The 25,859-nt window shown below is 70.6% G+C and carries 25 protein-coding genes and 4 tRNA genes; 14 read left to right on the forward strand and 15 right to left on the reverse strand.

Going from position 1 to position 25,859, the window contains the following annotated elements; all coding sequences use genetic code 11:
* Positions 1-155 precede the first annotated feature (155 nt).
* Both C8250_RS21160 and C8250_RS43595 read left to right on the forward strand, forming a co-directional pair.
* Positions 156-230: transfer RNA gene (locus C8250_RS21160), tRNA-Asp, on the forward strand.
* 140 nt (positions 231-370) lie between these two features.
* Positions 371-553 carry a DUF6274 family protein gene (locus C8250_RS43595; protein WP_138355813.1) on the forward strand — a complete coding sequence of 61 codons (183 nt, stop codon included), beginning with the start codon at positions 371-373 and terminating at the stop codon, positions 551-553.
* Between the two features lie 438 nt (positions 554-991).
* Here the strand turns inward: C8250_RS43595 and bldC are convergent, their stop codons facing one another.
* Together bldC and C8250_RS21170 are read right to left on the reverse strand one after the other, a co-directional pair.
* Positions 992-1,198, reverse strand: coding sequence for a developmental transcriptional regulator BldC (gene bldC / locus C8250_RS21165; RefSeq protein WP_003949541.1), 207 nt, complete (start codon positions 1,196-1,198; stop codon positions 992-994).
* Between the two features lie 480 nt (positions 1,199-1,678).
* On the reverse strand, positions 1,679-2,524 hold the full coding sequence (locus C8250_RS21170) for a hypothetical protein (RefSeq protein ID WP_138355814.1): 846 nt from the start codon (positions 2,522-2,524) through the stop codon (positions 1,679-1,681).
* A 386-nt stretch (positions 2,525-2,910) separates the two neighbouring features.
* Here C8250_RS21170 and C8250_RS21175 point away from each other — a divergent pair, with 386 nt between their 5' ends.
* Entirely contained in the window at positions 2,911-4,023 is a 1,113-nt protein-coding gene (locus tag C8250_RS21175) for a Glu/Leu/Phe/Val dehydrogenase dimerization domain-containing protein (protein ID WP_138355815.1), read from the forward strand.
* Between the two features lie 378 nt (positions 4,024-4,401).
* Entirely contained in the window at positions 4,402-4,659 is a 258-nt protein-coding gene (locus C8250_RS21180) for a DUF3073 domain-containing protein (protein WP_138355816.1), read from the forward strand.
* A gap of 109 nt (positions 4,660-4,768) precedes the next feature.
* Here C8250_RS21180 and purM read toward each other — a convergent pair whose 3' ends face one another.
* The 6 genes from purM to C8250_RS21210 form a co-directional block, all read right to left on the reverse strand.
* Positions 4,769-5,836 (reverse strand): phosphoribosylformylglycinamidine cyclo-ligase, encoded by a 1,068-nt coding sequence (gene purM, locus C8250_RS21185; RefSeq protein ID WP_138355817.1) that lies wholly within the window; start codon positions 5,834-5,836, stop codon positions 4,769-4,771.
* 125 nt (positions 5,837-5,961) lie between these two features.
* The gene (purF, locus tag C8250_RS21190) at positions 5,962-7,479 is read right to left on the reverse strand and encodes an amidophosphoribosyltransferase (protein ID WP_138355818.1); all 1,518 of its coding nucleotides are present in this window, start codon (positions 7,477-7,479) and stop codon (positions 5,962-5,964) included.
* Positions 7,480-7,785: 306 nt separating this feature from the next.
* Positions 7,786-8,589 (reverse strand): maleylpyruvate isomerase family mycothiol-dependent enzyme, encoded by an 804-nt coding sequence (locus C8250_RS21195; protein WP_138355819.1) that lies wholly within the window; start codon positions 8,587-8,589, stop codon positions 7,786-7,788.
* A 69-nt stretch (positions 8,590-8,658) separates the two neighbouring features.
* Positions 8,659-8,862 carry a DUF4177 domain-containing protein gene (locus C8250_RS21200; RefSeq protein WP_138355820.1) on the reverse strand — a complete coding sequence of 68 codons (204 nt, stop codon included), beginning with the start codon at positions 8,860-8,862 and terminating at the stop codon, positions 8,659-8,661.
* A 64-nt stretch (positions 8,863-8,926) separates the two neighbouring features.
* On the reverse strand, positions 8,927-9,127 hold the full coding sequence (locus C8250_RS21205; RefSeq protein WP_138355821.1) for a DUF397 domain-containing protein: 201 nt from the start codon (positions 9,125-9,127) through the stop codon (positions 8,927-8,929).
* Between the two features lie 11 nt (positions 9,128-9,138).
* Positions 9,139-10,017, reverse strand: coding sequence for a helix-turn-helix transcriptional regulator (locus tag C8250_RS21210; RefSeq protein ID WP_138355822.1), 879 nt, complete (start codon positions 10,015-10,017; stop codon positions 9,139-9,141).
* Positions 10,018-10,251: 234 nt separating this feature from the next.
* On the opposite strand from C8250_RS21210, the gene C8250_RS21215 reads away from it, so the two are divergent.
* On the forward strand, positions 10,252-10,713 hold the full coding sequence (locus C8250_RS21215; RefSeq protein ID WP_138355823.1) for an ATP-binding protein: 462 nt from the start codon (positions 10,252-10,254) through the stop codon (positions 10,711-10,713).
* Between the two features lie 1,047 nt (positions 10,714-11,760).
* Positions 11,761-12,117, forward strand: coding sequence for a hypothetical protein (locus C8250_RS21220; protein WP_138355824.1), 357 nt, complete (start codon positions 11,761-11,763; stop codon positions 12,115-12,117).
* A gap of 100 nt (positions 12,118-12,217) precedes the next feature.
* Here the strand turns inward: C8250_RS21220 and C8250_RS21225 are convergent, their stop codons facing one another.
* The 4 genes from C8250_RS21225 to purS all read right to left on the reverse strand — a co-directional run bounded on the left by C8250_RS21225 (position 12,218) and on the right by purS (position 16,287).
* Positions 12,218-13,018, reverse strand: a complete 801-nt coding sequence (locus tag C8250_RS21225; RefSeq protein WP_138355825.1) for a PIG-L family deacetylase — start codon at positions 13,016-13,018, stop codon at positions 12,218-12,220.
* 100 nt (positions 13,019-13,118) lie between these two features.
* On the reverse strand, positions 13,119-15,368 hold the full coding sequence (gene purL, locus C8250_RS21230; RefSeq protein ID WP_138355826.1) for a phosphoribosylformylglycinamidine synthase subunit PurL: 2,250 nt from the start codon (positions 15,366-15,368) through the stop codon (positions 13,119-13,121).
* On the reverse strand, positions 15,365-16,045 hold the full coding sequence (gene purQ, locus C8250_RS21235; RefSeq protein WP_138355827.1) for a phosphoribosylformylglycinamidine synthase subunit PurQ: 681 nt from the start codon (positions 16,043-16,045) through the stop codon (positions 15,365-15,367). Before purQ ends, purL begins: the two co-directional genes overlap by 4 nt.
* Positions 16,042-16,287 carry a phosphoribosylformylglycinamidine synthase subunit PurS gene (gene purS / locus C8250_RS21240; RefSeq protein ID WP_138355828.1) on the reverse strand — a complete coding sequence of 82 codons (246 nt, stop codon included), beginning with the start codon at positions 16,285-16,287 and terminating at the stop codon, positions 16,042-16,044. The genes purQ and purS overlap by 4 nt, the downstream gene beginning before the upstream one ends.
* Positions 16,288-16,642: 355 nt before the next feature.
* Here purS and C8250_RS21245 point away from each other — a divergent pair, with 355 nt between their 5' ends.
* From C8250_RS21245 to C8250_RS21280, 8 genes are all read left to right on the forward strand, one after another.
* The gene (locus tag C8250_RS21245; protein WP_138355829.1) at positions 16,643-16,960 is read left to right on the forward strand and encodes an Lsr2 family protein; all 318 of its coding nucleotides are present in this window, start codon (positions 16,643-16,645) and stop codon (positions 16,958-16,960) included.
* A gap of 119 nt (positions 16,961-17,079) precedes the next feature.
* Positions 17,080-17,151, forward strand: a tRNA-Gly gene (locus tag C8250_RS21250).
* A gap of 58 nt (positions 17,152-17,209) precedes the next feature.
* Positions 17,210-17,282, forward strand: a tRNA-Gly gene (locus tag C8250_RS21255).
* 154 nt (positions 17,283-17,436) lie between these two features.
* A complete protein-coding gene (locus tag C8250_RS21260; RefSeq protein WP_138355830.1) occupies positions 17,437-18,363 on the forward strand; it encodes an ABC transporter ATP-binding protein in 927 nt (308 codons plus the stop codon).
* On the forward strand, positions 18,360-19,184 hold the full coding sequence (locus C8250_RS21265; protein ID WP_138355831.1) for an ABC transporter permease: 825 nt from the start codon (positions 18,360-18,362) through the stop codon (positions 19,182-19,184). Before C8250_RS21260 ends, C8250_RS21265 begins: the two co-directional genes overlap by 4 nt.
* Positions 19,185-19,204: 20 nt before the next feature.
* Positions 19,205-20,485: a histidine kinase gene (locus C8250_RS21270; protein WP_138355832.1), complete on the forward strand. Its 1,281-nt coding sequence runs from the start codon at positions 19,205-19,207 to the stop codon at positions 20,483-20,485.
* Positions 20,482-21,126 (forward strand): response regulator transcription factor, encoded by a 645-nt coding sequence (locus C8250_RS21275; RefSeq protein WP_138355833.1) that lies wholly within the window; start codon positions 20,482-20,484, stop codon positions 21,124-21,126. The genes C8250_RS21270 and C8250_RS21275 overlap by 4 nt, the downstream gene beginning before the upstream one ends.
* Before the next feature lie 33 nt (positions 21,127-21,159).
* Positions 21,160-21,232: transfer RNA gene (locus tag C8250_RS21280), tRNA-Gly, on the forward strand.
* 125 nt (positions 21,233-21,357) lie between these two features.
* Here the strand turns inward: C8250_RS21280 and C8250_RS21285 are convergent.
* From C8250_RS21285 to C8250_RS21295, 3 genes are all read right to left on the reverse strand, one after another.
* Positions 21,358-22,257, reverse strand: coding sequence for a phosphoribosylaminoimidazolesuccinocarboxamide synthase (locus tag C8250_RS21285; protein WP_138355834.1), 900 nt, complete (start codon positions 22,255-22,257; stop codon positions 21,358-21,360).
* A 102-nt stretch (positions 22,258-22,359) separates the two neighbouring features.
* The gene (locus C8250_RS21290) at positions 22,360-23,898 is read right to left on the reverse strand and encodes a N,N-dimethylformamidase beta subunit family domain-containing protein (protein WP_138355835.1); all 1,539 of its coding nucleotides are present in this window, start codon (positions 23,896-23,898) and stop codon (positions 22,360-22,362) included.
* A 166-nt stretch (positions 23,899-24,064) separates the two neighbouring features.
* The gene (locus tag C8250_RS21295) at positions 24,065-25,789 is read right to left on the reverse strand and encodes a hypothetical protein (protein ID WP_138355836.1); all 1,725 of its coding nucleotides are present in this window, start codon (positions 25,787-25,789) and stop codon (positions 24,065-24,067) included.
* Positions 25,790-25,859 lie beyond the last annotated feature (70 nt).

Below are 25,859 nucleotides of genomic sequence, written 5' to 3' on the forward strand. Positions count from 1 at the left end.
CGGGTGCGGGGGCCGGCGCGGGCCGGTCCCGGGGGACGGTCCGCGAGGGGCCGTTGGCCGGTCCGCGGCCGTGCCGCCGAACGGGTTCGACCCCACCCCCTGACCTGCTGTACAGTCTCTCTCGCAGCGCAGGAAGGTTCAGCGCGGCAAAGCCTGGTCCTGTGGAGCAGTTTGGAGTGCTCGCCACCCTGTCAAGGTGGAGGCCGCGGGTTCAAATCCCGTCAGGACCGCATCATCGAAAGGCCCGGATCCCTTGTGGATCCGGGCCTTTCGCGTTGCCGGCGGCCCGCGCCGCTCCCCGTGCCCCGCCCTGCGGCCGGGGCTGTGCGCCGTCTTGACGGGTCCTGGCGGCCGCCGGTACGCCTTCGGTATGACGCCGACTCCCAGGCACGAGACGAGGGCGCTCCTGCGCGCCCACCTGGCGGCCGCTTCAGGGACCAGGCACCTCACCCGACACTGCGTCACCTGCCACCGCCTGTTGCGGCTTGCGCTTCTGAAGCCCGATTCCCCATTACCGCAAGGATCTGAGCAGCCACAAGACCCGTGCGTGTGACGGGCGTCACCCAAAGATTTCCAAGACGTGGGGAACTCGACCCCCTTCTGGGGGGTGTCAATTTAATATGTGCAATTGCACCTGTGCCCGATCTGCCCGCGATGCGCATCGGTCGGCACCGACAGGTCCGCGCAAGATGCCCACAAGACTCCGCAGCGGACCCCACAGAGGCGCGCGTACGGCCGGCCGCGCCGCCCGGCGCAACTGCCCGCGAAAGCCCCGCAACGTCCCGCAACGCCCCCTCAGTGGCCTCGTGGCGCCCCTCAAGGGCCCCTGGGAGCACAAAAAAGATCGCATCGGACCCGGCGGAGTCCGATGCGACCTTCTGTGTCCTTGTGGCGTCCCCGATGGGGGCAGGGAGCCCGTGGAGCTGGTGGAGCAGGTGACTTATGGGGTGGGGGCCCCATAAGACGGCCCTAAAGGGCATGTAAGGGCTAGTCAGGCCTCGCTGCGCTGCTGCGGAATGCCCGCCAGAAGTGCGCGGACCTCCGCCTCGCGGTAGCGGCGGTGCCCGCCGAGCGTGCGGATGGACGTGAGCTTCCCAGCCTTGGCCCACCGTGTGACCGTCTTCGGGTCCACGCGGAACATCGTGGCGACCTCAGCGGGGGTCAGCAGCGGCTCGGCATCAGGGGTGCGAGCGGTCATGAGCGGCCTCCTCGAGAGAACCGAACCAGCGCGGTTCTTCCTCTAAATTCTGCACCTTGACCCGTGTTGCCCGAAATGGCGGACGCGGGCCGAGTCGGTAATAGGACGAACGGCTTGTCCTCGGCACTACAACTACACCATCCGTCCAGCCTCGTCGGCCAAACCGATGGAATTGCCCTCTCAGGGGTTCAAGCTCTACGGAAGCCGATGGACCATGCCATAACGGACAGTCACTCCAGGGTGACGATCAGTCACAGCTGGATCACCAGCCCCATCCCCACCCTCAAGATATGCAATACCGGACAACCCGCCCATTGCTGGACGGAATAAGCTCTTCCAGGACTCGTTGTCCCATATTGGCACGACCGGTAGGGATGTCCGCAAGAGTCCAGTTACGTGCTCTCCGTCACGCTTGAGCCAATGGCCCGGATCGGGACCAACGTCCCCGGCCCTCCGGCGGCGCGTCGGCAGCCGCCGGCGTCAGCTCGCGAACTGCAGTTCGCGGATGGTCCGCCAGCGCTCGGTGAGCCGCTCGTACGCCTCGGAGGCGGCCGCTCCCGACCCGTCCTTGAGCGCGGCCAGACCCTCGGCCACATCGGCGGCCGACCGGTCCTCCGCGAGATCCGCCTCGGGGATCGCGTGCACCAGGCCGCCGTAGTCCAGCTCGACCATGGAACGCGGGTGGAACTCCTCGAGCCAGCGGCCCACGTCGATCAGGCCGTCGATCAGCGGGCCTTCCTCCAGCGCGTCCTTGAGCACCCGCAGCCCGCGCGCCACCCGGCGGCGGGCCTGCACCATCGGCGTCCGGTACCGCATCAGCGGCTCCTTGGACTCGCCGAGCCCGGCCGGCTCGTACTCCCGCTCGTCATCGCCGAACAGGGCGAACCAGCGGACCGGTACGTGCCAGGTCGCTGAGCGGATCCACGGCCGGGCGTCCGGGTTGCGCTCCCGCCATGCCTCGTGGTCCGCCTCGGCCTGCGCGCGCACCACGGCGGGCAGCACGGCGTCCAGCACGATCTCCGGAAGCTGCTCGGAGAGGGCGTCCAGCGCCAGCCAGCCGCGCAGCCGGGTACGCCAGGGGCAGATGTGCGTCACGCCGTTGACGACGGCCACGAAGGCGTCGCGGCTCTCGTGCACCGGGACGGCCACCGGCGGGACCGGCAGCAGGTCGGCCAGCGACTGCCGCAGCTCGTCCTGTGCGGTCCGCACCTCGCCCGCGGCCGCATACCGGTACCAGTGGGTGCGTTCGGGCTCGGGGAACGCCGCCAGCGGCTCGTAGACCCGCAGATACGCCGCGTACGGGACCAGCACCGACGACAAGCCCACACCCGCTCCCTCGTGACCGGCTCTCACCCGAATCGTCCCACGCTCCGGCCCGCGGTGGGGGTGATCCACAGCACTGTGCCCGTCCGGGGGGCCGGCGCCGGCCGAGGGGTCCTCCGGAGTGTCGTTCCGCACAGCTCCGGAACGCCCTCGTCCACTTTTTTCCGCGCTCTTTCCGCGTTCCCTCAGAGTGCCTTCCGGCGGCCGCGGCCCGCTACGGCGCGGCCCGGAGCGGTGCTCGGGAGGACGTACCGTGCGCAGCGGAGGCCGTTGGCGATCACCCGGCCGGGCCCTACGGCCGTACGGGCCGCCTGCGGGCAATACGCTTGCGCCAACCGGCCCTCCCCACCCGCACGGAGGGCAACCTCTGGACTGCAGGAGTCACCACCGTGACCGACGTTCTTCAGACTTCCAGCGTCGTCTCCAAACTGTTCCGGTCGGAACAGGGCGGACACGAGCAAGTCGTCTTCTGCCAGGACCGTGCCAGCGGCCTCAAGGCCGTCATCGCGCTCCACTCCACCGCTCTGGGCCCGGCCCTCGGCGGTACCCGCTTCTACGACTACGCGACCGACGAAGAGGCCGCGCTCGACGCCCTCAACCTCTCCCGCGGCATGTCGTACAAGAACGCTCTGGCCGGCCTCGACCACGGTGGCGGCAAGGCCGTGATCATCGGTGATCCGGAAGCGATCAAGAGCGAAGAACTCCTGCTCGCCTACGGCCGTTTCGTGGCCTCGCTCGGCGGCCGTTACGTCACCGCCTGCGATGTCGGCACCTACGTGGCCGACATGGACGTCGTCGCCCGCGAGAACCGCTGGACGACCGGCCGCTCCCCCGAGAACGGCGGCGCCGGCGACTCCTCCGTGCTGACCGCCTTCGGTGTCTTCCAGGGCATGCGGGCCGCCGCCCGCAGCCAGTGGGGCGAGCCCACGCTGCGCGGCCGCCGGGTCGGCATCGCCGGCGTCGGCAAGGTCGGCCACCACCTGGTGGAGCACCTGATCGAGGACGGTGCCGAGGTCGTGATCACCGACGTCCGCGCCGACGCCGTCGACCGGATCCGCGCCCGCCACCCGCAGATCAGCGCCGTCTCCGACGCCGATGTCCTGATCCGGACCCCGCTCGACGTCTACGCGCCCTGCGCGCTCGGCGGCGCGCTGAACGACGAGACCGTGCCGGCCCTCACCGCCACCATCGTGTGCGGCGCGGCCAACAACCAGCTCGCCCACCCGGGCGTCGAGAAGGACCTCGCCGACCGCGGGATCCTCTACGCGCCCGACTACGTGGTGAACGCCGGTGGCGTGATCCAGGTCGCGGATGAGCTGCACGGCTTCGACTTCGACCGGGCCAAGGCCAAGGCGACGAAGATTTTCGACACCACCGCCGCCATTTTCGACCGCGCGCGGACCGACGGCATTCCGCCGGCCGCCGCCGCGGACCGGCTCGCCGAGCAGCGCATCGCGGACCGGACCCCGGCCGCCGACTGGCTGCGTCCCGAGGCAGGCTGATTTCAGCCACTTACCCGCCGGTCACCCGCCGCTCACCTGGTGTGCGGCGGGCGGTCGCCTGTCCGGGGGCAGGCGACCGCCCGGTGATCTCCCCCGGAACGGCCCGGTGGTCCACCCGCTGACGCGGTGGGTGACCGAACGCACGACGCGATAGCAAGTTCGCGCTAGAACCGGGTAAAATCACGGCTGACCAGCCAGTACAGGGCCCACTTCGGCTCCCGCTCCGACGCGCGTCGTGCGGGCGACGTACCGTGCGGCTCCGGAAGCAGGTACCGTTGAGGGCCTACGGACCGGTCCCTCCCCGGAGAGACCGCTCCGATTCATGAACGCGTGTCAAGACTCGGGGCCATCGAGCCCCGCCGTTGAGGGGGTCGAGCCATGGGGCGCGGCCGGGCCAAGGCCAAGCAGACGAAGGTCGCCCGCCAGCTGAAGTACAACAGCGGCGGTACAGATCTGACACGTCTGGCCGACGAGCTGGGCGCATCGTCACCACTTCCGGTACTTCCGCCGGAGCCTGTTGTGGACGATGACGACGAGAACGACGACGACGATCCGTACGCACAGTACGCGAGTCGTTACAACGATGATGACGACGACGAGGACTCCGAGCCCTCGCCGCAACGTCGTCACTCTTGACGCTGCACTTCTACAGACCCGGTCCGGGGCCCGCCCCGGACCGGGTTTCGTCATGGCCCATGGTGCCTAGGGCCTGTCCGCTGGACAGACCCCAGGCGCCCGGACCTGGCTACTTCGCGTAGTCGCCGGTCAGGGTCACGGCCTCGGCGTGGTCACCGCGTTCGACGACCTCGCCACTCACCCATGCCTCCACACCGCGGTCGGCGAGAGTGGCGAGCGCCACATCCACCGAGTCCTGCGGCACGACGGCGATCATGCCGACGCCCATGTTCAGCGTCTTCTCCAGCTCCAGCCGCTCCACCCCGCCCAGCTCACCGACGGTGGTGAAGACCGGGTCCGGCCGCCAGGTCGAACGGTCGACGGTGGCGTGCAGGTGGTCCGGGATCACGCGGCCCAGGTTGTTGGCCAGACCGCCGCCGGTGATGTGCGAGAACGCGTGCACCGGGGCGAGCCGGGTGAGCGCCAGGCAGTCCAGCGAGTAGATCTTGGTCGGCTCCAGCAGCTCCTCGCCGAGGGTCCGGCCGAACTCCGGAACGTCCCGGTCCAGCTCCCAGCCGGCCCGGTCGAAGAAGACGTGGCGCACCAGCGAGTACCCGTTGGAGTGAAGTCCCGACGACTCGATCGCGATCACCGCGTCACCCGAACGGATACGATCCGCGCCCAGCACCTCGTCGGCCTCGACCACACCGGTACCGGCGCCCGCGACGTCGAAGTCGTCCGGGCCCAGCAGGCCCGGGTGCTCGGCGGTCTCGCCGCCGACCAGCGCGCAGCCGGCCAGGACACAGCCCTCGGCGATGCCCTTGACGATCGCCGCGACCCGCTCCGGGTAGACCTTGCCGACGCAGATGTAGTCGGTCATGAAGAGCGGCTCGGCGCCGCACACGACCAGGTCGTCCACGACCATGCCGACCAGGTCGTGGCCGATCGTGTCGTAGACGCCCATCCGGCGGGCGATGTCGACCTTCGTGCCGACGCCGTCCGTGGCGGAGGCGAGCAGCGGCCGCTCGTAGCGCTTGAGCGCGGAGGCGTCGAAGAGTCCGGCGAACCCGCCGAGGCCGCCCACGACCTCGGGCCGGGTGGCCTTCTTGACCCACTGCTTCATCAGGCCCACAGCGCGGTCGCCCGCTTCGATGTCCACGCCGGCGGAGGCGTAGCTGGCGCCGGTATTCTCAGGCATGGCTGGGAACTTTCACGTCGTCGAGTAGATGCGGTGCGATCGCCGGGGCGGCGATCAGGGGAGCCGGTTTCACGGGCGCCGGCTCCCGGGGTGGAGCGTCACGGCAGTAGTCCGAGTTTGCCCGACTACGGACGGCGCAGCGCGTCGGCGGCGTCGGTGCCACCGGCCAGCTCGCTCTCCAGGAGCTGCTTGCCGAGCAGCTCCGGGTCGGGCAGATCCATCGGGTAGACACCGTCGAAGCAGGCGCGGCACAGGTTCGGCTTGGCGATCGTCGTCGCCTCGACCATCGCGTCCAGCGAGATGTACGCGAGCGAGTCCGCGCCCAGCGACTTGCCGATCTCCTCGACGGACATGCCGTTGGCGATCAGTTCGGCGCGGGTCGCGAAGTCGATGCCGAAGAAGCACGGCCACTTGACCGGCGGCGACGAGATCCGGATGTGGACCTCGGCGGCCCCCGCCTCACGGAGCATCCGCACCAGCGCGCGCTGGGTGTTGCCGCGGACGATCGAGTCGTCCACGACGATCAGGCGCTTGCCGCGGATGACGTCCTTGAGCGGGTTCAGCTTGAGCCGGATACCCAGCTGCCGGATGGTCTGCGACGGCTGGATGAAGGTCCGGCCGACGTACGAGTTCTTGACCAGGCCGGTGCCGTACGGGATCCCGCTCGCCTCGGCGTAGCCGACGGCGGCCGGCGTGCCGGACTCCGGAGTCGGTATCACCAGATCGGCTTCGACGGGGGCCTCGGCGGCGAGCTTGCGGCCCATCTCCACCCGGGACAGATAGACGTTCCGGCCCGCGATGTCGGTGTCAGGGCGCGCCAGGTACACGTACTCGAAGATGCAGCCCTTGGGCTTGGCCTCCGCGAACCGGGTGGTCCGCAGACCGTTCTCGTCGATCGCGATCAGTTCGCCGGGCTCGATCTCCCGGACGAAGCTGGCACCGCAGATGTCGAGGGCGGCGGACTCCGAGGCGACGACCCAGCCGCGCTCCAGCCGGCCGAGCACCAGCGGGCGGATGCCCTGCGGGTCACGCGCCGCGTACAGCGTGTGCTCGTCCATGAAGACAAGGCTGAAAGCACCCTTGACCAGAGGCAGCACCTTGCCGGCGGCGAGTTCGACGGAGAGCGGCTTGCCGTCCTCGTCGACCTGTCCGGCCAGCAGCGCTGTCACCAGGTCGGTGTCGTTGGTGGCGGCCACCCGCGTGGCCCGGCCATTGCCCTGGGGCAGGTCGGCGACCATCTCGGCGAGCTCCGCCGTGTTGACCAGGTTGCCGTTGTGACCGAGCGCGATCGACCCGTTGGCGGTGGCACGGAAGGTGGGCTGGGCGTTCTCCCACACCGAGGCACCGGTGGTCGAGTAGCGGGCGTGACCGACGGCGATATGGCCGGTCAGAGAGCCGAGGGAGGTCTCGTCGAAGACCTGGGAAACAAGCCCCATGTCCTTGAAGACCAGGATCTGGGAGCCATTACTCACAGCGATGCCCGCGGACTCCTGTCCGCGGTGCTGCAGGGCGTACAGACCGAAATAGGTGAGCTTGGAGACCTCTTCGCCGGGGGCCCAGACACCAAAGACGCCGCAAGCGTCCTGGGGGCCCTTCTCGCCGGGGAGCAGGTCGTGGTTGAGTCGTCCATCACCACGAGGCACACAGCGAGTCTAAGGCAGATTCGACCCGCGTCCGAACGGGCGACGGACCGCGAACCCCGCGATCACGGGTGTGACCACGGGTGTCTCACCGCAGGTGAGGCGAGGATCACGTGCTTTACGGGCCCTGAGCGGACACCGTGTGAGCACCCCACTACGGGGTGGTGGGGACGGGGGTCCTGCGGACCCGCTCAGCCGAGCGCCGGTGGCGGCTCAGCCGATGACCGGGAGACCGGCGGGGTGGCTCAGCCGAGGACCGGGAGACCGGTGGGGTGGCTCAGCCGAGGACCGGGAGACCGGTGGGGTGGCTCAGCCGAGGACCGGGAGATAGGGACCGAGATCGGCCCGCTCCCCGCTCGCCGAGACGGCGGCGGCGTGGAGCGCGGTCTTCCAGTCGGTCCGGCCGGTGGCGAGCCGGATCCACGTCAGGGGATCGGTCTCGACGACGTTCGGCGGCGTGCCCCGGGTGTGCCGGGGCCCCTCCACGCACTGAACGGCCGCATACGGTGGAATGCGGACCTCGACGGAGTTCCCGGGCGCCTTGACCGCCAGCGCGTCGGCCAGCAGCCGGGTGACGGCCGCGACGGCCTGCCGGTCGTGCACCACCTCCACACCGGTGGCGCGCGCCAGATCGTCGCCGTGCACCACCAGCTCCACGAGCCGGGTGACGGTCATGTCCAGCGCCCGCATCGCCCCGAACACATGCGGAACGATCCGGTCCGCCCGGACCGCCTCGTCCAGGAACGGCTCGATCCGCTCGGCGGCCGCGTCGAGCGCGTGCTTGACGTCGGTGATGCCGGCGGCGGTCTCCCGCGTCGAAGCGTCCAGCCGGTCCGCGATGGCGGCGGTGGACACCGCCCACACCGACAACCCGGTGACCGGAGGCACCGGATCCGGCACGGGCTCACCGAGCAGCGACCCGACGGCGTCGATCTGCCGCACGATGTGCGCCACCAGCAGCCGCACATCCCACCCGGGCAGCCCGGAGGGCCTGGTCAGCTGCTCGTCCGTGAGCGATCGCACCGCCGCCCGCACCGCCCCCACCTGTGCGACGAGCGCGGCCCGCGTCCTGGCGGGGTCATAACTACGGGCACGGCGACCGGCTGACGTCATGCCTCCGAGCCTATGGGGCTCCCCCCGGGTTGTCCCCAGGCTTTCACCGCCCGGGGCCCGGCCCCGGACTCAGCCCTGGCGGGGGCGCTCGAAGGTCAGCAGCAGACCCTCGACGGCGCCGGGGCCGATGCGGCCCTTGACGTCGGCCGCGGTGATCGACTTCAGCGCCCAGCCGTCACCGGCGTGCTTGTTGAGCGTCTTCTCCAACTTGTCGCCGTCCAGCGCGTCACCGATCAGCGATTCGCGGAACGAAACAACCTTGTACTCGAACATGGCCCAGCCCCTCGTGCGTACGTACGGAATCCGTCCGCCGCCACCCAACCACGCTCCCGCGGGGTTACGGGGCGGCGGGGGCGGATCCGCCGCCCTTGAGGGTTTCGAGGAAGGCCGCGAAGCGGGCGGGGGTGGTGGAGAGGACGACGCCGGGCGCTTCGCTTTCCCGGAGGAGGACGGTTCCGTTGACGGCGGCCGCCAGCTCTACGCAGTTCTCGCCGCCGGAATCGCTGAACGAGGACTTCTGCCACTGAAGCTGAGACATGTTCGCCGCTCCTAAAGTGCGTAGGCGACGTGCTGGATCAGACCCAGCGAGTCTTTCACCAAGTGGCTTTCCGGCACTGCGCCGGGGTCGATTGGAGCCAGGGCCGCAGCAGCCAACCGTACGAACGTGTCGGCGTAGCTCTCGACGACTGTGTCTCCCCCGAGGAAAACGGTGCGTTCAGCCGGGGTATCGGCCACAACCGTTTCCAGTCCGGGCGCTTGGCCGTGCAAGAGCGAGAAGGAGGTGCTGAAGCTTCTGACCGCCCCGACGTCGAACGGGAGGATCTGCAGCGTCACATTCGGCAGACGTGCGGCCTCGATCAGCCGCATCAGCTGCTCGCGCATGACATCTGGGCCACCGACGGCAATCCTCAGCGCCGCCTCATGGACCACGGCATGCAGTGGAAGCGCGTCATCGCCGATGAGTAGGTGCTGCCGCTCCAGCCGAAACCGCACCGCCGGTTCGATGTCCGGTCGTTGTGCACTGCCGAGAATGGCCCGCATGTACCCCTCGGTCTGCAAGAGACCGGGGATGAACAGCGTCTCGTAGCTACAGGCTCGCTTAGCTCCCGCCTCAAGCTCCGCCAGGTCCAGGGCGATCGGCGATACCAACTTGCGGTGCTCGGTCCACCAGCCCTTGCCGGAATCCTCCGCCATGTCGACGAGCGCCTCGACGTAGGGCTCATCCGTGCATCCGTACGCCTCGCACAGCGCGCGGAGCCGCGAAGTGACGATGGAGGTCCGGCCGGCCTCGATGTGGCTGAGGTGGGCCGACCCCATCCCAATCACCTCGCCAGCCTCTTTCGTGACCATGCCGGACCTCTCACGGAGCTTGCGTAGTTCAGCACCCAGCCGACGCTGCCGCTCAGTGATGCTGGTGCGCAGTCCCAATGGGGCTCCTTCGAAGAAGTTCGCTCACAGTCTGCACCCGGCCGGTGACCCGGTCCATCACCTTCGACGATTGAGTTGCAATGCTGAACCCAATTCCCCTACCGTCTGTGATGTCGCCATCACAGGGCGCACGCTCGCAGTAGGACGGCAGCGCATCGCTACCCCATGCCCCGGCACGGGAAGGGCGACAGGCCACCGCATGGGGGCGTTTCCCAGAACCGTTCGGAGAGCCGCATGAACGCGAAGGACGAACCCCCTCGAACCCCGCCCGGTGAGGGCGCGGGCGCCGACGACGAGTGGGACTACTCGCTCCAGATCCCGCACGACCTGCGCGGCGCCGGCATCGCGCGCTGCACGCTCAGAGCGGTGCTCAACGCGTACGGGCTGGCGCCGATGATCGAAGTGGCGCAGCTCGTCGCGGCCGAACTCGTCGCGAACGCGCTGGAGCACTCCAGCGGGCCGGTCAGTCTGCGACTGCACTGGCGGGAGAGAAACCTGCGGCTCGGGGTGTGGGACACCAGTCCCGCGAAGCCGGAGTTCCTGACCGTCACGGACGAGGCCGAACACGGGCGCGGCATGTGGCTGGTCACCGGGCTCGCGGCGGCGTGGGGGTGCCACCTGCTCGGGGAGGAGCCCTTCGGGCTCGCGGGGAAGCTCGTGTGGGCGGACATCGCGGCGGGGTCCGCTGCCGCGTAACCGGAACGGGCGGGCGGTGGCTGAGGTCAGAGCAGTGCGAAGTGCTCTTCTGCGGCGCTGCGCACCTTGACCGGGCGGAGGGGAGGCCCCGGCGCTGCGCGCCTGCCAGGGAAGCGGTCCGTTGCGCGGCCCGGCGAGGCGGAGGGATTCCGGTCCGCTGCGCTCCGGGCGGGGTGGAGGGGAGCTGCGGCCGACGAGGCAGCACGGCCCGGCGGGTTGGGGCGCACCCCGCCTCTCGAACTCCGGCCGCTCTCAAAGGGAACGAACTGTGTGGCCGCAGCCCCGGCATGTTGAGTTTTGACCGCCCTTAGTGATCCACATCAACTCAAAAACCACCTCACAGGTCCCACGGAACACCATGTGTCACAGCCACCCCACTTCGCCGGGAGAAGAGCGGATCAGAACGTCAACCGGAGGCGCACCGCACGGCCCACCACCCCGCCCGGGGCGCGAAGCGAGCCCGGCACCGTCCGAGAGCCCGCCAACTGCGGCGCGCCTGAATCCACCACGCCCCCATGCGCCATGCCCGGGGCGCGAAGCGAACCCGGCCCCCTGCGAAGGCCCCTCAAACGCCCCACCCCCAGGGCACCTCCGGCCGCGACCGGCCCACCACCCGCCAAGGGGAGCGCAGCGGACCGCCTCGCTGGCAGGCGCGCAGCGCCGGGCTTCCCCCTCCGCCCGGTCAAGGTGCGCAGCGCCGCAGAGGAGCACTCCGTATCTGACCTCAGCCACCCACCCGCCGTGCCACGAAGAACCGCCGGAGCAATACGCACTGCCGTCGCCAGCAGGCACGCCCTTCCCCACCCCTTCGTTCTCTCCCCACGCACAGACCGAGCCGCGCCGTCCGGGTCTCAACCAGTCGTTCGTGGCCCGGGTTCAGGCTCTGGAGTGCTTTTCCTTCGGGGTAACGTCGCCGAAAATCGTGCGGCGAGCTGAGCGTGACCGGTACAACCTTGGAGTCCGAGGCTCCTCACGGAGGCGACGGTTCCTCCCGCTCCGACGATTCTGGCTGGCGTACCGTGGCTCGTGCGACCCGAGGAGACGACCATGAGTACGCAGCCCGAGCACCCTGGCGGAGAGCTGATCCCCAGGCCCGAGCGAACCCCTGACGCTCTACGGGTCGCCCTCGCCCGGATCGCACCGCACCGGCTGGAGGAGATGGAGCGCCAGAAGAACGAAGCGTTCTCCATGGCTGCCCAGCACGACGCGCTCGGCCCTATTCGGATGTGGCTGCTGATCTGGTCAGGCGAAGTCGAAATCGAGCGTCGCCCGGACCTCTCCGAGCGGCGGCGCAAGGCGGAGCGAGCGGCTCAGACTCTCCCCAGAGAAGATCCAGCCTGGCGTGCGGCCATGGACGAAATCGTCGCCTTGACCGAAGAGGCACGCGCGGCAGTGGCCGGATGAATTGGTGCTGGGAGTACGACCCGAACGAAGAACACGTCATCGGTGGGGCACCGCCCGCCCTGGTTGCCGCCGTGGAAAAGCACTCGGTATCGCTCTGACCTCAGCCCCTACCGGCCCCCAACAGGTCCCCGCTCCTCCCCGGCCCCGGCGGCGCCCCCGCCTCGACGAACCACTCTCTCCCCAACACCAGTCCGAAGATCGGTGCCGGGAGGCGGATCAGTAGGCGGAACAGTGCCGACGAGCGGCCTTTGCCCTCTCCCGCTTGGGATCGGTGGGCGGCGAGGGCGGCGCGCTTTTGCTGGGCGTAGGGGCGGACGTTGATGCTGTGGGTGATCGCCGCTCGCGGGGTGAAGGACGTGCGCATCACCTCCGGGTCGTAGCGGACCGGCACCCGGAGGAGGCGCAGCGCACGGAACACCCGGTCGATGGGCTCGCGCGGCAGCGTCGCCTCCAGGACGCGGGTGCCCGTCAACCGGGCCGCCCGCGCGCCCACTTCGTGGACCCGGACGTGGTCGCGGTGGCCGTAGCCGCCCTGGGCGTCGTAGCTGAGCAGGACGTCGGCCCGCTCCTCACTCAACAGCTCCGCGAGCTTCGACGCGGCCTCGTCCACGTCCGCGCGGGCGAAGCGCACGCGGTCCGGTGGGTCCGGGAACAGCAGGGGGCCGTGGCCGCTGTCGGCGTATCCGAGGTGCACCACGCGGGCGACGCCCAGCAGCGCGGCGCTCGCCCGCAGTTCGTCCAGGCGCAGGGTGCCGTCCGGGCGGGTCGCCTCGCCCATGATCCCGTCGCAGGCGACGGCCACGACCACCCGGTGACCCTCCGCGGCCAGCCGCGCCAGCGTGCCGCCGGTGAGCAGCACCTCGTCGTCCGGATGGGCATGGAACGCGAGAATCGTCGTCATCCCGGCCATCCTGACAGGCCCTGGCAGGCGCCGGCAGGCATGCGAACGGCTCGGCCCCGGCTCCTCGGAAGAGGAGCCGGGGCCGAGCCGAGAGGCGGTCTCAGGCCAGCAGAGCCGGGATCGTCGCCTCGTGCGCCTGCTTCAGCTCACTCAGCGGGATCGTGAACTGGTCCTGGATCTCGATCGTCTCGCCGTCCACGACACCGATGCGCGCGGCCGGGAGGCCTCGCGCGCCGCACATGTCGTTGAAGCGGAGCTCCTCGCTGCGCGGGACGGCGACGACCGCGCGGCCGGCCGACTCGCTGAAGAGGAAGACGAACGGGTCGAGGTCGTCCGGGACGACGATCCGGGCGCCCTTGCCGCCGCGCAGGCACGACTCGGTGACGGCCTGGATGAGGCCACCGTCCGAGAGGTCGTGCGCTGCGTCGATCATGCCGTCGCGGGAGCCGGCGATGAGGATCTCGCCGAGCAGCCGCTCGCGCTCCAGGTCCACCGCGGGCGGCAGGCCGCCGAGGTGGCTGTGGACGACCTCGGACCAGGCGGAACCGCCCAGTTCTTCCTTGGTGTCACCGAGGAGGTAGAGGAGCTGGCCCTCTTCCGCGAACGCCATCGGCGTACGGCGGTTGACGTCGTCGATGACGCCGAGCACCGCGACCACGGGGGTCGGGTGGATGGCGACGTCACCGGTCTGGTTGTAGAGCGAGACGTTGCCGCCGGTGACCGGGGTGCCCAGGATCAGACAGCCGTCGGCCAGACCGCGGGTGGCCTCGGCGAACTGCCACATGACGTCCGGGTCCTCGGGGGAACCGAAGTTGAGGCAGTCCGAGATGGCGAGCGGCTTGGCGCCGGTGGCGGCGACGTTGCGGTACGCCTCCGCCAGCGCGAGCTGCGCGCCGGTGTACGGGTCGAGCTTGGTGAAGCGGCCGTTGCCGTCGGTGGCGATGGCGACGCCGAGGTTGGTGTCCTCGTCGATGCGGACCATGCCCGAGTCCTCGGGGTGCGACAGCACCGTGTTGCCCTGCACGAACCGGTCGTACTGGTCCGTGATCCAGGACTTCGACGCCTGGTTCGGCGACGAGACGAGGGCCAGCACCTGGCGGCGCAGTTCGTCACCGCCCGCCGGGCGGGCGAGCTTGTTCGCGTCGTCGGCCTGGAGGGCGTCCTGCCAGGACGGACGGGCGTACGGGCGGTCGTAGACCGGGCCCTCGTGGGCGACGGTGCGCGGCGGGACGTCGACGATCTGCTCGCCGTGCCAGAAGATCTCCAGCCGCTCGCCGTCGGTGACCTCACCGATGACGGTGGCGATGACGTCCCACTTCTCGCAGATCTCGAGGAAGCGCGCGACCTTGCCGGGCTCGACGATCGCGCACATGCGCTCCTGGGACTCACTCATGAGGATTTCCTCGGGCGAGAGGGAGGAGTCGCGCAGGTGGACGGTGTCGAGTTCGACGCGCATGCCGCCGGAGCCGGCCGAGGCCAGCTCGGAGGTGGCGCAGGACAGGCCCGCGCCGCCGAGGTCCTGGATGCCGTCGACGAGGTCGGCCTTGAAGATCTCCAGGGTGCACTCGATGAGGAGCTTCTCCTGGAACGGGTCGCCGACCTGGACGGCGGGGCGCTTGCTGGGCTTGGCGTCGTCGAAGGTCTCCGAGGCGAGGACCGAGACGCCGCCGATGCCGTCGCCGCCGGTGCGGGCGCCGTAGAGGATGACCTTGTTGCCGGCGCCGGACGCCTTGGCGAGGTGGATGTCCTCGTGCTTCATGACGCCGACGCAGAGCGCGTTGACGAGCGGGTTGCCCTGGTAGCAGGCGTCGAAGACGACCTCGCCACCGATGTTCGGCAGGCCCAGACAGTTGCCGTAGCTGCCGATGCCGGACACGACGCCGGGCAGTACGCGCTTGGTGTCGGGGTGGTCCGCGGCACCGAAGCGCAGCGGGTCCATGACCGCGACCGGCCGGGCACCCATCGCGAGGATGTCGCGGACGATGCCGCCGATGCCGGTGGCCGCGCCCTGGTGGGGCTCGATGTACGAGGGGTGGTTGTGCGACTCGACCTTGAAGGTGACCGCGTAGCCCTGGCCGACGTCGACGACGCCGGCGTTCTCGCCGATGCCGACGAGCATGGCGTCGTTCTCGGGGGCCTTCTCGCCGAACTGCTTCAGGTGGACCTTGCTGCTCTTGTACGAGCAGTGCTCGGACCACATGACGGAGTACATCGCGAGTTCGGCGCCGGTCGGGCGGCGGCCGAGGATCTCGCGGATGCGCGCGTACTCGTCGGGCTTGAGGCCGAGTTCGGCCCAGGGCTGGTCGGCCTCGGGGGTCTTTTCGGCGTTCGTGACGGTATCGAGGGTCATGCGGTGACCAGCTTCTTCAGGATCGAGGTGAAGAATCCCAGACCGTCGGTGCGACCGGTGCCGATCAGCGGCTCGACGGCGTGCTCGGGGTGCGGCATGAGGCCGACGACGTTTCCCGCGGCGTTGGAGATGCCGGCGATGTCGCGCAGCGAGCCGTTGGGATTGACGTCGAGGTAGCGGAAGACCACGCGGCCCTCGGCTTCCAGTTCGTCCAGCGTCCGCTCGTCGGCCACATAGCGGCCGTCGATGTTCTTCAGCGGGATGGAGATCTCCTGGCCGGCCGAGTAATCGGCGGTCCAGGCGGTGTCCGCGTTCTCCACCCGCAGCTTCTGGTCGCGGCAGATGAAGTGCAGGTGGTTGTTGCGGAGCATCGCGCCGGGCAGCAGGTGCGATTCGGTCAGCACCTGGAAGCCGTTGCAGATGCCGAGGACCGGAAGACCGTCCCTGGCGCCCGCGATGACCGACTCCATGACGGGGGAGAAGCGCGAGATCGCGCCGGCCCGCAGGTAGTCGCCGTAGGAGAAACCGCCGGGCAGGACGACCGCGTCGACCTGGTGGAGGTCCTTGTCGCGGTGCCACAGCGGCACCGGCTCGGCACCGGCGACGCGGATCGCGCGCTGGGTGTCGCGGTCGTCGAGCGTTCCGGGGAAGGTGACGACGCCGACGCGTGCGGTCACGACTCCACCTTCACGGAGAAGTCCTCGATGACGGTGTTGGCAAGGAAGGTTTCGGCCATCTCCCGGATGCGGGCGAGGGCGGCGTCGTCGACCGGCCCCTCGACCTCGAGTTCAAAGCGCTTTCCCTGGCGGACGTCCGCGATCCCTTCGAACCCGAGACGCGGCAGTGCACGGTGCACCGCCTGGCCCTGGGGGTCGAGGATCTCCGGCTTGAGCATGACGTCGACTACGACGCGTGCCACTGGCACTCCCGGTGTTGTGGTGGTGCGTGAAGTGACTTCAGCGTACCCGTCGCAAAAATCTACGCGGGTAGATATCCTGTTCTCCGCCGGTTGACGCTCATCACGTTTAAGTATCGGCCGTGCGATTCTCTAGGGGATGCGTTTCAAGAAACGTAGGGTCCCGATTGCGACGGGACACGCGGAGGAATAATCCTCCGGCTTCCCGACGTAATGCATGGCATCGTACAAATGAAAACTTATTGTCCCCGACTTGTCGGCTTCATCGCATCGACCCAGCTCAGCCGCAGATCAGTCGTTGATCAGTGGTAGCCAGGAGGCCGGCAGAAGCCGATTCCGCACGAAAGGACCGACACCCATGGCGCAGCGCGTAGTGGTCAGCCTCTCCGACGATCTCGACGGCGGCGAGGCAGCGGAGACGATCGTTTTCGGGATCGACGGAAAGTCCTTCGAGATCGACCTGTCGGCGGTCAATGCCGACAAGCTGCGGAGCGCCCTGTCGCCGTATGTCGGCGCCGGCCGGAAGCACGCCCGCTCGGGAAAGGTCTACAAGCGCACGGCCGTCGCGCCCGACCCGGCCGCGGTGCGCGCGTGGGCCCGGTCCAACGGCTTCGACGTGCCGCCGCGCGGCCGCATCCCGAAGAAGGTCTACGAGGCGTTCAACGAAGCGAGTTGAGCCGGAGGGCGTCCGTCCGTGATCTTGCGCCCTACCGACTGGACAGGCACCCCCTGTGTTCCGCTACTGTTTGGAGCACGCCGAGGGCAGGGTCGAAAGACCAGGTCGTCGATAGTCACGCGGGTGTAGCTCAGTAGTAGAGCGCCCCCCTTCCAGGGGGGAGGCGCAGTGTGCGATCCCTGTCACCCGCTCTGACTGTTCTGACCGGTCCAATGGATCGGGTAGAGTAGTCTTGCGCAACAGCGCGGTGCGGACGTAGCTCAGTTGGTAGAGCGCAACCTTGCCAAGGTTGAGGTCGCCAGTTCGAACCTGGTCGTCCGCTCAGTTCAATGAAGTCCCCGGTCGGATCTCCGACCGGGGACTTCATTGTTTCAGCCTTCTTCGCGTCGGCGACACGGGCGCTTCATGACATTCGTCATCAATGCCGATGACACCGCGCACTGCCCGCACGTCCCGGCCGGCGGAACGCTGGATATATGGACACGTACAGCGGGGACACGCACGAGAAGGTGATCGATGTCGCCGGATTGCGCCGCCGATATGACGGTCAATTCGAGGCGGTACGCGGAGTGACGTTCACGGTGGCGCGCGGCGAGCTCTTCGCGCTGCTGGGGACCAACGGGGCGGGCAAGACCTCCACCGTCGAGGTGCTGGAGGGGCTGGCCAGGCCGAGCGGCGGGCAGGTCAGGGTGCTGGGGCACGATCCCTACCGGGAGCGGGCGCTGGTGCGGCCGCGGATGGGCGTAATGCTCCAGGAGGGCGGGTTTCCTTCCGACCTGACGGTGGCCGAAACCGCCCGTATGTGGGCCGGCTGCACGACCGGGGCCCGGCCGGTCGGCGAGGCGCTGGAGATGGTGGGCCTCGGCACCCGCCACAAGGTGCGCGTCAAACAGCTGTCGGGCGGTGAACGGCGGCGCCTGGACCTGTCGATGGCGCTGCTCGGCCGTCCCGAAGTGCTCTTCCTGGACGAGCCGACCACCGGGCTCGACGCGGAGGGCCGCCATGAGACCCAGCAACTGGTGCGCGAGCTGCGGGACCGGGGCACGACCGTCCTGCTCACCACGCACTACCTGGAGGAGGCCGAGGGCCTCGCCGACCGGCTGGCGATCATGCGCGGCGGACAGATCGTCGCGACCGGCACCCCCGCCGAGGTGACGGCGGCCCGGCCGGCCCGGATCCACTTCACTCTGCCGGAGGGCGTGACGCCGGACCGGCTGCCGCTGTCCGTCCCGTCGGCCGCCGACGGGCGCCGGATCGAGGTGCGGACCGAACGGCTGCAGGAGGACCTGCTGGAACTGCTGACGTGGGCGCGCGACAGGGACGTACAGCTCCTCGGACTCGACGCGCGGCACGCATCGCTGGAAGAGGCGTTCATGGACATCGCGAAGGGGGACGCACGATGAGCACGACGCGTACGGGAACGCTGAAGGGAACGGGCACGGTGCCGGCGACGGGCCCACGGACCCGGAGCCGTACGCGGCTGGTGGCGCTCGGCCGGGCCGAGCTCACCTTGCTGTGGCGCAACCGGACGGCGATGTACACCGCGCTGCTGCTACCGGTCGGCATGGTCTGGGCGACGCGTTCCGTGGTCCCGACCCACGACCTCAGGGAAGCCGGACTGACCCGCAACGCCCAGACGATGAGCGGCGGCATCGGCGTCATCCTGCTCCTCGTCGTCTACTACAACCTGGTGACCGCCTATGTGGCGCGGCGCGAGGAGCTGGTGCTCAAGCGGCTGCGGACCGGGGAACCGTCGGATCTGGAGATCCTGGCCGGGACGGCCCTCCCGGCGGCCGCCGTGGCGCTCGCGCAGTGCACGGCGCTGATCGCCACCGGTGCGCTGCTGCTGGACCTGCCGGCTCCCCGGCGGCCGGAACTACTCGTCGCGGGCGTGTTGCTGGGGGTGCTGCTGCTGGCCGCGCTGGCGGCCGTCTCGACCGTCTTCACCCGGAGTGTGGAGGTGGCGCAGTTGACCACCCTGCCGCTGTTCATGGTGTCGCTCATCGGATCCGGGCTCTTCGTACCGGTGGAACTGCTGCCCGGCTGGGCCCACGATCTGTGCCGGCTGCTGCCCGTAACGCCCGTCACCGACCTCGTACGGTTCGGCTGGCTGGGCGGCGCCGGGGCGGGCGAAATCCTGCGCACGCTGGGGCTCGCGGTGGCCTGGACCGCGCTCGCGGTGTTTGCTGTACGCCGGTGGTTCCGCTGGGAACCGCGTCGCTGACCAGGCCCAGGGGGACGACCGTGCCGAAGCTGACGGGATGGTGGGAGCGGCGCAGCGATCCGGCCCGCTTCGAGCTCTACACGCGGTGGTCGCTGTACTCCTTCGCGTTGATCGAGGTGTTCCTGGTCCTCGGCGCGGTCCAGCGCTCCGACAGTCCGATCGGTGCGCGCGTCGTCCTGTGGGCGCTGCTGGGGCAGGCCGTGCTGTGCGCGGTGCTGGTGTCCCGGGTGCTGGACTGGGCGCTGGGCCGGCGCGAGCGGCCGACCCGGCTGCTCGCCGCCGCCGGCGCCACGACGGCCCTCGCGGTGCTGGTCGTCGTGGTCCTGCGGGCGCGCGGCACCCTGCTCCCCGGGGGCGAGGCGGTCCAGATCGTCTCCGGCTTCACCGCCTTCGCGATCGGCCCCGCGGTGCTGAACATCCGCCGACCGCGCCGGATCGTGCTGCTCGTGATGGGTACGGCCGCACTGGTGGCGGTGTGCTCGGCGGCGGCGGGACTGCCGACGGGTGAGACCACCGGCTACGCCGTCGCGGTGGCGGCGGGGGGCGCCGCCATGGCGTTCACCTACCGCGGCTCCGCCTGGATCCTGGTCGTCGTGTGGGAGCTGGACCGGGCACGGGAGGCGCAGTCGCGGCTGGCGGTCGCGGAGGAGCGGCTGCGGTTCGGACGGGATCTGCACGATGTGATGGGACGCAATCTCTCGGTGATCGCGCTCAAGAGCGAACTCGCCGTCCAACTCGCCCAGCGGGGGCGGCCCGAGGCCATCGACCAGATGGTGGAGGTGCAGCGCATCGCGCGGGAGTCGCAGCGCGACGTGCGCGAGGTCGTCCGCGGCTACCGGTCGGTGGACCTTCAGGTGGAGCTGGCGGGCGCGCTGTCGGTGCTGCGGGCCGCGGGCGTCGACTGCCGGGCCGAGGGCGACGACGGGGCGACGCTGTCGCCCGCCGTCCAGTCCGTGATCGCCTGGGTGGTCCGAGAGGGCACCACCAACGTGCTGCGGCACGGGGACGCGCGCAGCTGCGTCATCCGGCTGCTGGTCGAGCCGGCCGGCTCGGCCGTACTGACCATGGAGAACGACGGAGCGGTGACCGTCCCCGCCGTGGCCGCTCCGACGACGCCGGGGACCGGGCTGACCGGGCTGCGCGAGCGCGTCGGCGCGCTGGGCGGCACGCTGACCGCGGAGCCGGACACGGGCGGGGTGTTCCGGCTGACGGCGTGCGTGCCGCTGCAACGCCGGGAAGCCGCTTCCAGTGCCCCCGGTACCACCTCCGTAGGTTCGCAGAGCACGGAAGGAGCCGCATGACGCATCCGATCGGGACCGGTGAGGCCGGCGAGGCGCGCGTCCGCGTTCTGCTCGCCGACGACGAGCACCTCATCCGCGGCGCGCTCGCCGCGCTGCTGTCCTACGAGGACGACATCCTCGTCGTCGCCGAGGCCGCCTCCGGGCCCGAGGCACTCGCGATGGCACGGGCGCACCGGCCGGATGTCGCGGTCCTGGATCTGGAGATGCCGGGCGCCGACGGTGTGGCGGTCGCCACATCCCTGCGGGCCGAGCTGCCCGGCTGCCGGACCATGATCGTGACCGGTCACGGTCGTCCAGGACACCTGAAGCGGGCCCTGACGGCGGGCGTCAGGGGCTTCGTTCCCAAGACCGTCTCGGCGCAGCGGCTGGCCGAGATCATCCGCACCGTGCACGCCGGGGGCCGTTACGTGGACCCGGAGTTGGCGGCCGACGCGATCAGCGCCGGGGACTCCCCGCTGACCGTCCGCGAGGCCGAGGTCCTCGATCTGGCGGCCGACGGCGCGCCGATCGCGGAGATCGCCCGGCGGGCCGCGCTGTCCCAGGGAACGGTGCGCAACTACCTCTCCTCGGCCGCCACGAAACTGTCCGCGGAGAACCGTCATGAGGCCGCGCGCATCGCCCGGGAGCGCGGTTGGGTATAGTGGCTCTCGCGCAAAGCACACAGCACGCGCGATGCGGACGTAGCTCAGTTGGTAGAGCGCAACCTTGCCAAGGTTGAGGTCGCCAGTTCGAACCTGGTCGTCCGCTCAGCAGAACGAAGGCCCCGGTGGATTTCTCCATCGGGGCCTTCGTCGTACGCGGCCTTCGTCGTACACGGCTGCCCGGGTGCCCGGCCGCGGGGTGCGCGGCCGGGCACTTGGGGCAGCCGGCCGCTAGGACCAGGTCGTGCCGGTGAGGCGCTCGTAGGCCTCGATGTACTTGGCGCGGGACTGCTCGATGATCTCGGGCGGCAGCGGCGGCGGGGGCAGTTCGCTGTTCTTGTCCCAGCCGGAGGCGGGGGACGTCAGCCAGTTGCGGATGAACTGCTTGTCGAAGGACGGCTGGGTCCGGCCGGGCTTCCACTGGTCGGCCGGCCAGAAGCGCGAGGAGTCCGGAGTGAGCACCTCGTCGCCGATGACGAGCTCGTCACCGTCGAAGCCGAACTCGAACTTGGTGTCCGCCAGGATGATGCCGCGGTCCCGGGCGACATCGCGGGCCCGGCTGTAGACCGCGAGGGTCGTCTGGCGCAGCAGGGCCGCGGTCTCGGCGCCGACCTGACGGGCCGCCTCCTCGTAGGAGACGTTCTCGTCGTGCTCACCGACCTCGGCCTTGGTGGCGGGCGTGAAGATCGGCGCGGGCAGCTCCGAGCCGTCGACGAGGCCCTCGGGGAGCGCGAGGCCGCAGACGGTGCGGTGCGCGTCGTACTCGACGAGGCCGGAGCCGGTGAGGTAGCCGCGGGCCACGCACTCGACCGGGATCATCCGCAGCGACTTGCAGACCATGGTGCGGCCGGCCCAGTCGGCGGGGGCGCCGGCCGGGACGTCGGTGGAGATGACGTGGTTGGGGACCAGGTCGGCGAGCTGGTCGAACCACCACAGCGACAGCTGGGTGAGGATCCGGCCCTTGTCGGGGACCTCGGTGGGCACCACCCAGTCGTACACGGACGTACGGTCGCTGGCCACCATCACCAGTTCACCGGCCGCGTTCCGGTACAGGTCGCGGACCTTACCGGTGTGCAGGTGCACCAGTCCCGGCACCTGGACGGGTACGGGTTTCTCAACGAATCCGGACATGGGTCCTCCCCACTCGGCGGCTCAGCTCCCGATTCTCCCGCACGAGGGAGGGTGCAACCCGACAGGGTCCGGCCGAGCGGGCAGGTCGGAACCCATCGGAACCTAATCGTGCTTGCAGATCCGGTCCAGGAGGTTGGCCGTGGCGCGCTGGATCCGGGGGTCCACATAGTGCGGACGGTCCAGCGCCGGGGACCAGGCGAAGGTGCCGGAGGCGAAGACATAGGCGCCGCTCGGTGCCCGGTACAGCGACGTCTCCTGATGGCGGCGGCGGCCGTCGGCGTCCTCGTACGGCGAGTGCGCGAGCAGGATCCGGTCGGTGGACTCGGGCAGCGCGGTGCGCGGGAAGTAGCGGTCCGCCTCACCCGCGACCAGGCCCTCGATCTCGTCCCCCTCGGCCGCGCCGGTGGCCTCCCACAGCCAGTGGTCGGCGTTGCGGACGACGAGCGGGGCGGGTTCGGGGACGCGGCCGGCGTACTGCACGCCCAGCAGCAGCTGTTCCGGCTCGCCCAGGTCCCGCCACAGGGCGCTGCGGCCGCGGGCGTCGCCGCGGCGCTTGCGGCAGGTCAGCAGCCGGTCGGGCTCACCGGCCGGCGAGGGGCCCAGTTCGACCTGCCAGTACATGGAGTTGGCGGAGAGGAACACCAGCGAGGTGCCGCCGTCCCTGGCGGCCTCGGCGGCGCGGCGCATCGGGACCGACCAGTACTCGTCGTGCCCGGGGAAGACCAGGCCGCGGTACCGGGAGGGGTCGACGCGGCCGGCGTGCAGATCGCGGGCGTCCGCGTAGGCCAGGTCGTAGCCGTACCGCTCCGCCCAGCGGATGAAGTCGTAGGCGTGGCCGACGTGCAGCGGCAGCCCCGCGCCCGCGTAGGGACGGTCGAAGGAGACCGTGGCGGGCGCCTCCTCCTCGCCGAGCAGCCGGCCTTCGGCGTCCCACGCGTGATAGAGGCTGGCGCCGGTCCTGCCGTCCTCCGGGTACAGGTTGTACGCCTGCCAGGTGACGTCGGGCATCACCAGCAGCAGGTCCGCGTCGAGCGCGGGGGCGTGCGGCGGCTCCTGGGTCGGGTACCGGCGCGGGGTCGGCGGGCGTGCGTCACGGACGGTGAACGGGATATGGCTGCGGTACCCGTCGGCGGTGGTGAGCACCGCCACATAGGCGCCGGTCTTCCAGTACCCCGGCACCTGCAGCCGCCAGGACTGCCACCAGTGATGGCAGGAGACGGTGCGGCCGGCGGCGAGCGGGGCCGACTGGACGATGCCGGAGAGCCGCGGGCTGGCCGTCATGTGGCACGCGCCGTCACCGCCGTAGTGGCCGATGCGGTAGATGTCGACGGTGAACTGCTGGGGCGGGTCCACGGTCACCCGGAAGTCGATGGCCGCGCCCGGGGCGACCGCGCCGGCCGAGGCGAAGCCCTTGACCTGGCAGCGCACGTCATCGGCGGTGCGCGGGCCCGGTACCTGCGGGCGGGCCGGTGCCTCGCCACGGCTCACGGAGAGGTCGACGTACCAGGGGACCACGTTCCCCTCGTCGTCCAGATACTGCTCGGCGCCGCGCAGCCACGGTAACGGGCCCTGTCCGAACGGGTCGGTCACCCCATGCGCGAGCGCTCCCGACTGCCAGCGCCGGATCTGCTCCGTCCCCACGTGTGCCCCCCTTCTTCGCCACGCCCCCGGGTCGAGTCCCACGCGTCCGAACCCAGCACATCACATAACGCACTCCCCTGGTTACTGTTCGTGGCGAATAATCGGAACAGTTTCGCTCCGAGTGGGGCAGAAACTGTCATCCGGCGGGTGCGGCGTGGCCCCTGTGTCAGACGAGGCGGACGGGCTTCTCCAGCCGGACGCCGACCGCGGTGAGCCAGGAGCGCAGCGGAGCCGCGTCACCGTTCTCCACGAGGCGCAGCACCGGCCACGCGAGGTCCGCCCGGCGGGAGCCGTTGACGAGCAGGGCGGGCCCGTCCAGCCAGTCGAGACCGGCCGTGGCGCCCGCGGTGTCGACGGCGGCGCAGCAGACCATCGCGGTGACGTGTTCGGTGAGCAGCTCGCGGCCGGTGCGGGGCGGGAGCAGTTGGTAGACCGGGGCGAGGGAGGTGCCGGTGGCGGGGGTCCGGTTGGCGTCGCGGGCCGCTTCCTCGCGGGCGACATGGCCGGTGATCCGGGCCGCCAGCTCCTCGCTGCCGCCCCGGGAGAGCCGGTCGATCACCCGGGCGATGGTGGCCCGGCCGGGCTCGTCGGGAAAGTCCACGGAGCCGGCCACGGCCGCCTGGCGGGCGGCCTGGGCGCCCATCAGCAGCCCGGCACCGGCGCGGCTCTCCGCGGTGTGCTCGGCGGTCTGCACGGTGATGACCGCGGGCCGGTCGCGCTCGGGGCGCGGTACGGCGCTGCCCGGCTCGTCCAGCACCCTGATCAGCAGGGCGGCCTCGGAACGCCATATGCGGTCCACGACCTCCTCGGGGTACGAGTCCCAGTCGACCGGCGACCAGTCCGGGCCGTGGCCCTCGGGGCCGCCGTGGAAGAGCCGGGCCGCCAGCAGGGAGGCCGCCTCGTCGACGGTGCCGGGCTCTTCGAGCAGATCGCAGGCGGGGCGCTCGCCCAGCCGTGACTCGAAGCCCTCGGCCAGCCGGTCGCGGCGGGACAGATCGGTGAGCGCGGCCACCACTCCGGCGTCGAGCCGGGACGGCCAGCGGCCCATCCGCCAGGCGGGCAGCGCGACCCTCGTCAGCAGCCGGTCCCAGCCCGCGTAGGCGAGGCCGACCTGCTCCTGGGCGACGATCCGCAGCCCGTAGTCCACCGCCTGGGCGCGCTCCGAGGCGGACGCGGCCACTCCGCGCTCCATCTCGGCGGCATGCGCCCGGCAGCCGCGCAGCAGCAGCCGCGCGACCCAGCCGAGGAAGGCGTACGCGGGCCACACGAGACCGCGTGAACGCGCCGAGGCGACGCCGGCTGCGGCGTCCAGACCCCGGATGAAGCGCCGGGCCGCGGCTATGTCCGGGTCGGCGGACGGTCCGGTGCCGGCCACGACGGGGGCGAGCAGGGCACGCAGCTCGGCGACCCGCATCCACCACATGAAGGGCGAGCCGATCACCAGCACCGGCGCGGCCGGCTCCCGGCGGCGGCCCCAGCGGCCCGCGCCCGCTCCGTCCGGGCGGCGGTCCTCCAGCCAGCTGTCGCAGTCCGGGGTGAGCTCTATCGAGGAGGGCGTGGGGACCTGGAGGCGGACCGCGAGGTCATGGACCATCCGGTACAGGTCGGGGGCCGACGATTCGGCGACCGGGACCGTCGGGCTGACCGCGGGGCGGGCCCGGACGACGACGGCGGCGACGGCGCCCGCGAGCACCAGCACCACCAGCGCTCCGCCGACCACCGACCACCGCAGCGCGTCCCAGCTGTCGCCGATCCGCCCGGTGGCGCCGCCCACGAGCAGGACGACGGCGGCGGCGGCGGGCAGCAGCGCCACGGCGAGCGCGGTGCTGCGGATCCGCAGCACCGCCAGCGCACGGGAGCGTGCGACTCCCTCACCTGTTTCTCCAGCCATCGGGCGGCTCACCCCCGTCTCACTGTCAGGACCGCCGTCGGCGGCTTATCCCACTGTCGCACCGCCCACG

The organism is Streptomyces sp. So13.3, assembly GCF_005860785.2.
Lineage (GTDB): Bacteria > Actinomycetota > Actinomycetes > Streptomycetales > Streptomycetaceae > Actinacidiphila > Actinacidiphila fildesensis.

Coding starts and splice junctions, on each gene's coding strand:
- C8250_RS43595 (WP_138355813.1), top strand. CDS start 371: ATGACGCCGACTCCCAGGCACGAGACGAGGGCGCTCCTGCGCGCCCAC.
- bldC (WP_003949541.1), bottom strand. CDS start 1,198: ATGACCGCTCGCACCCCTGATGCCGAGCCGCTGCTGACCCCCGCTGAG.
- C8250_RS21180 (WP_138355816.1), top strand. CDS start 4,402: ATGGGGCGCGGCCGGGCCAAGGCCAAGCAGACGAAGGTCGCCCGCCAG.
- purM (WP_138355817.1), bottom strand. CDS start 5,836: ATGCCTGAGAATACCGGCGCCAGCTACGCCTCCGCCGGCGTGGACATC.
- C8250_RS21195 (WP_138355819.1), bottom strand. CDS start 8,589: ATGACGTCAGCCGGTCGCCGTGCCCGTAGTTATGACCCCGCCAGGACG.
- C8250_RS21200 (WP_138355820.1), bottom strand. CDS start 8,862: ATGTTCGAGTACAAGGTTGTTTCGTTCCGCGAATCGCTGATCGGTGAC.
- C8250_RS21205 (WP_138355821.1), bottom strand. CDS start 9,127: ATGTCTCAGCTTCAGTGGCAGAAGTCCTCGTTCAGCGATTCCGGCGGC.
- C8250_RS21215 (WP_138355823.1), top strand. CDS start 10,252: ATGAACGCGAAGGACGAACCCCCTCGAACCCCGCCCGGTGAGGGCGCG.
- C8250_RS21220 (WP_138355824.1), top strand. CDS start 11,761: ATGAGTACGCAGCCCGAGCACCCTGGCGGAGAGCTGATCCCCAGGCCC.
- C8250_RS21225 (WP_138355825.1), bottom strand. CDS start 13,018: ATGACGACGATTCTCGCGTTCCATGCCCATCCGGACGACGAGGTGCTG.
- purL (WP_138355826.1), bottom strand. CDS start 15,368: ATGACCCTCGATACCGTCACGAACGCCGAAAAGACCCCCGAGGCCGAC.
- C8250_RS21245 (WP_138355829.1), top strand. CDS start 16,643: ATGGCGCAGCGCGTAGTGGTCAGCCTCTCCGACGATCTCGACGGCGGC.
- C8250_RS21260 (WP_138355830.1), top strand. CDS start 17,437: ATGGACACGTACAGCGGGGACACGCACGAGAAGGTGATCGATGTCGCC.
- C8250_RS21265 (WP_138355831.1), top strand. CDS start 18,360: ATGAGCACGACGCGTACGGGAACGCTGAAGGGAACGGGCACGGTGCCG.
- C8250_RS21275 (WP_138355833.1), top strand. CDS start 20,482: ATGACGCATCCGATCGGGACCGGTGAGGCCGGCGAGGCGCGCGTCCGC.
- C8250_RS21285 (WP_138355834.1), bottom strand. CDS start 22,257: ATGTCCGGATTCGTTGAGAAACCCGTACCCGTCCAGGTGCCGGGACTG.
- C8250_RS21295 (WP_138355836.1), bottom strand. CDS start 25,789: ATGGCTGGAGAAACAGGTGAGGGAGTCGCACGCTCCCGTGCGCTGGCG.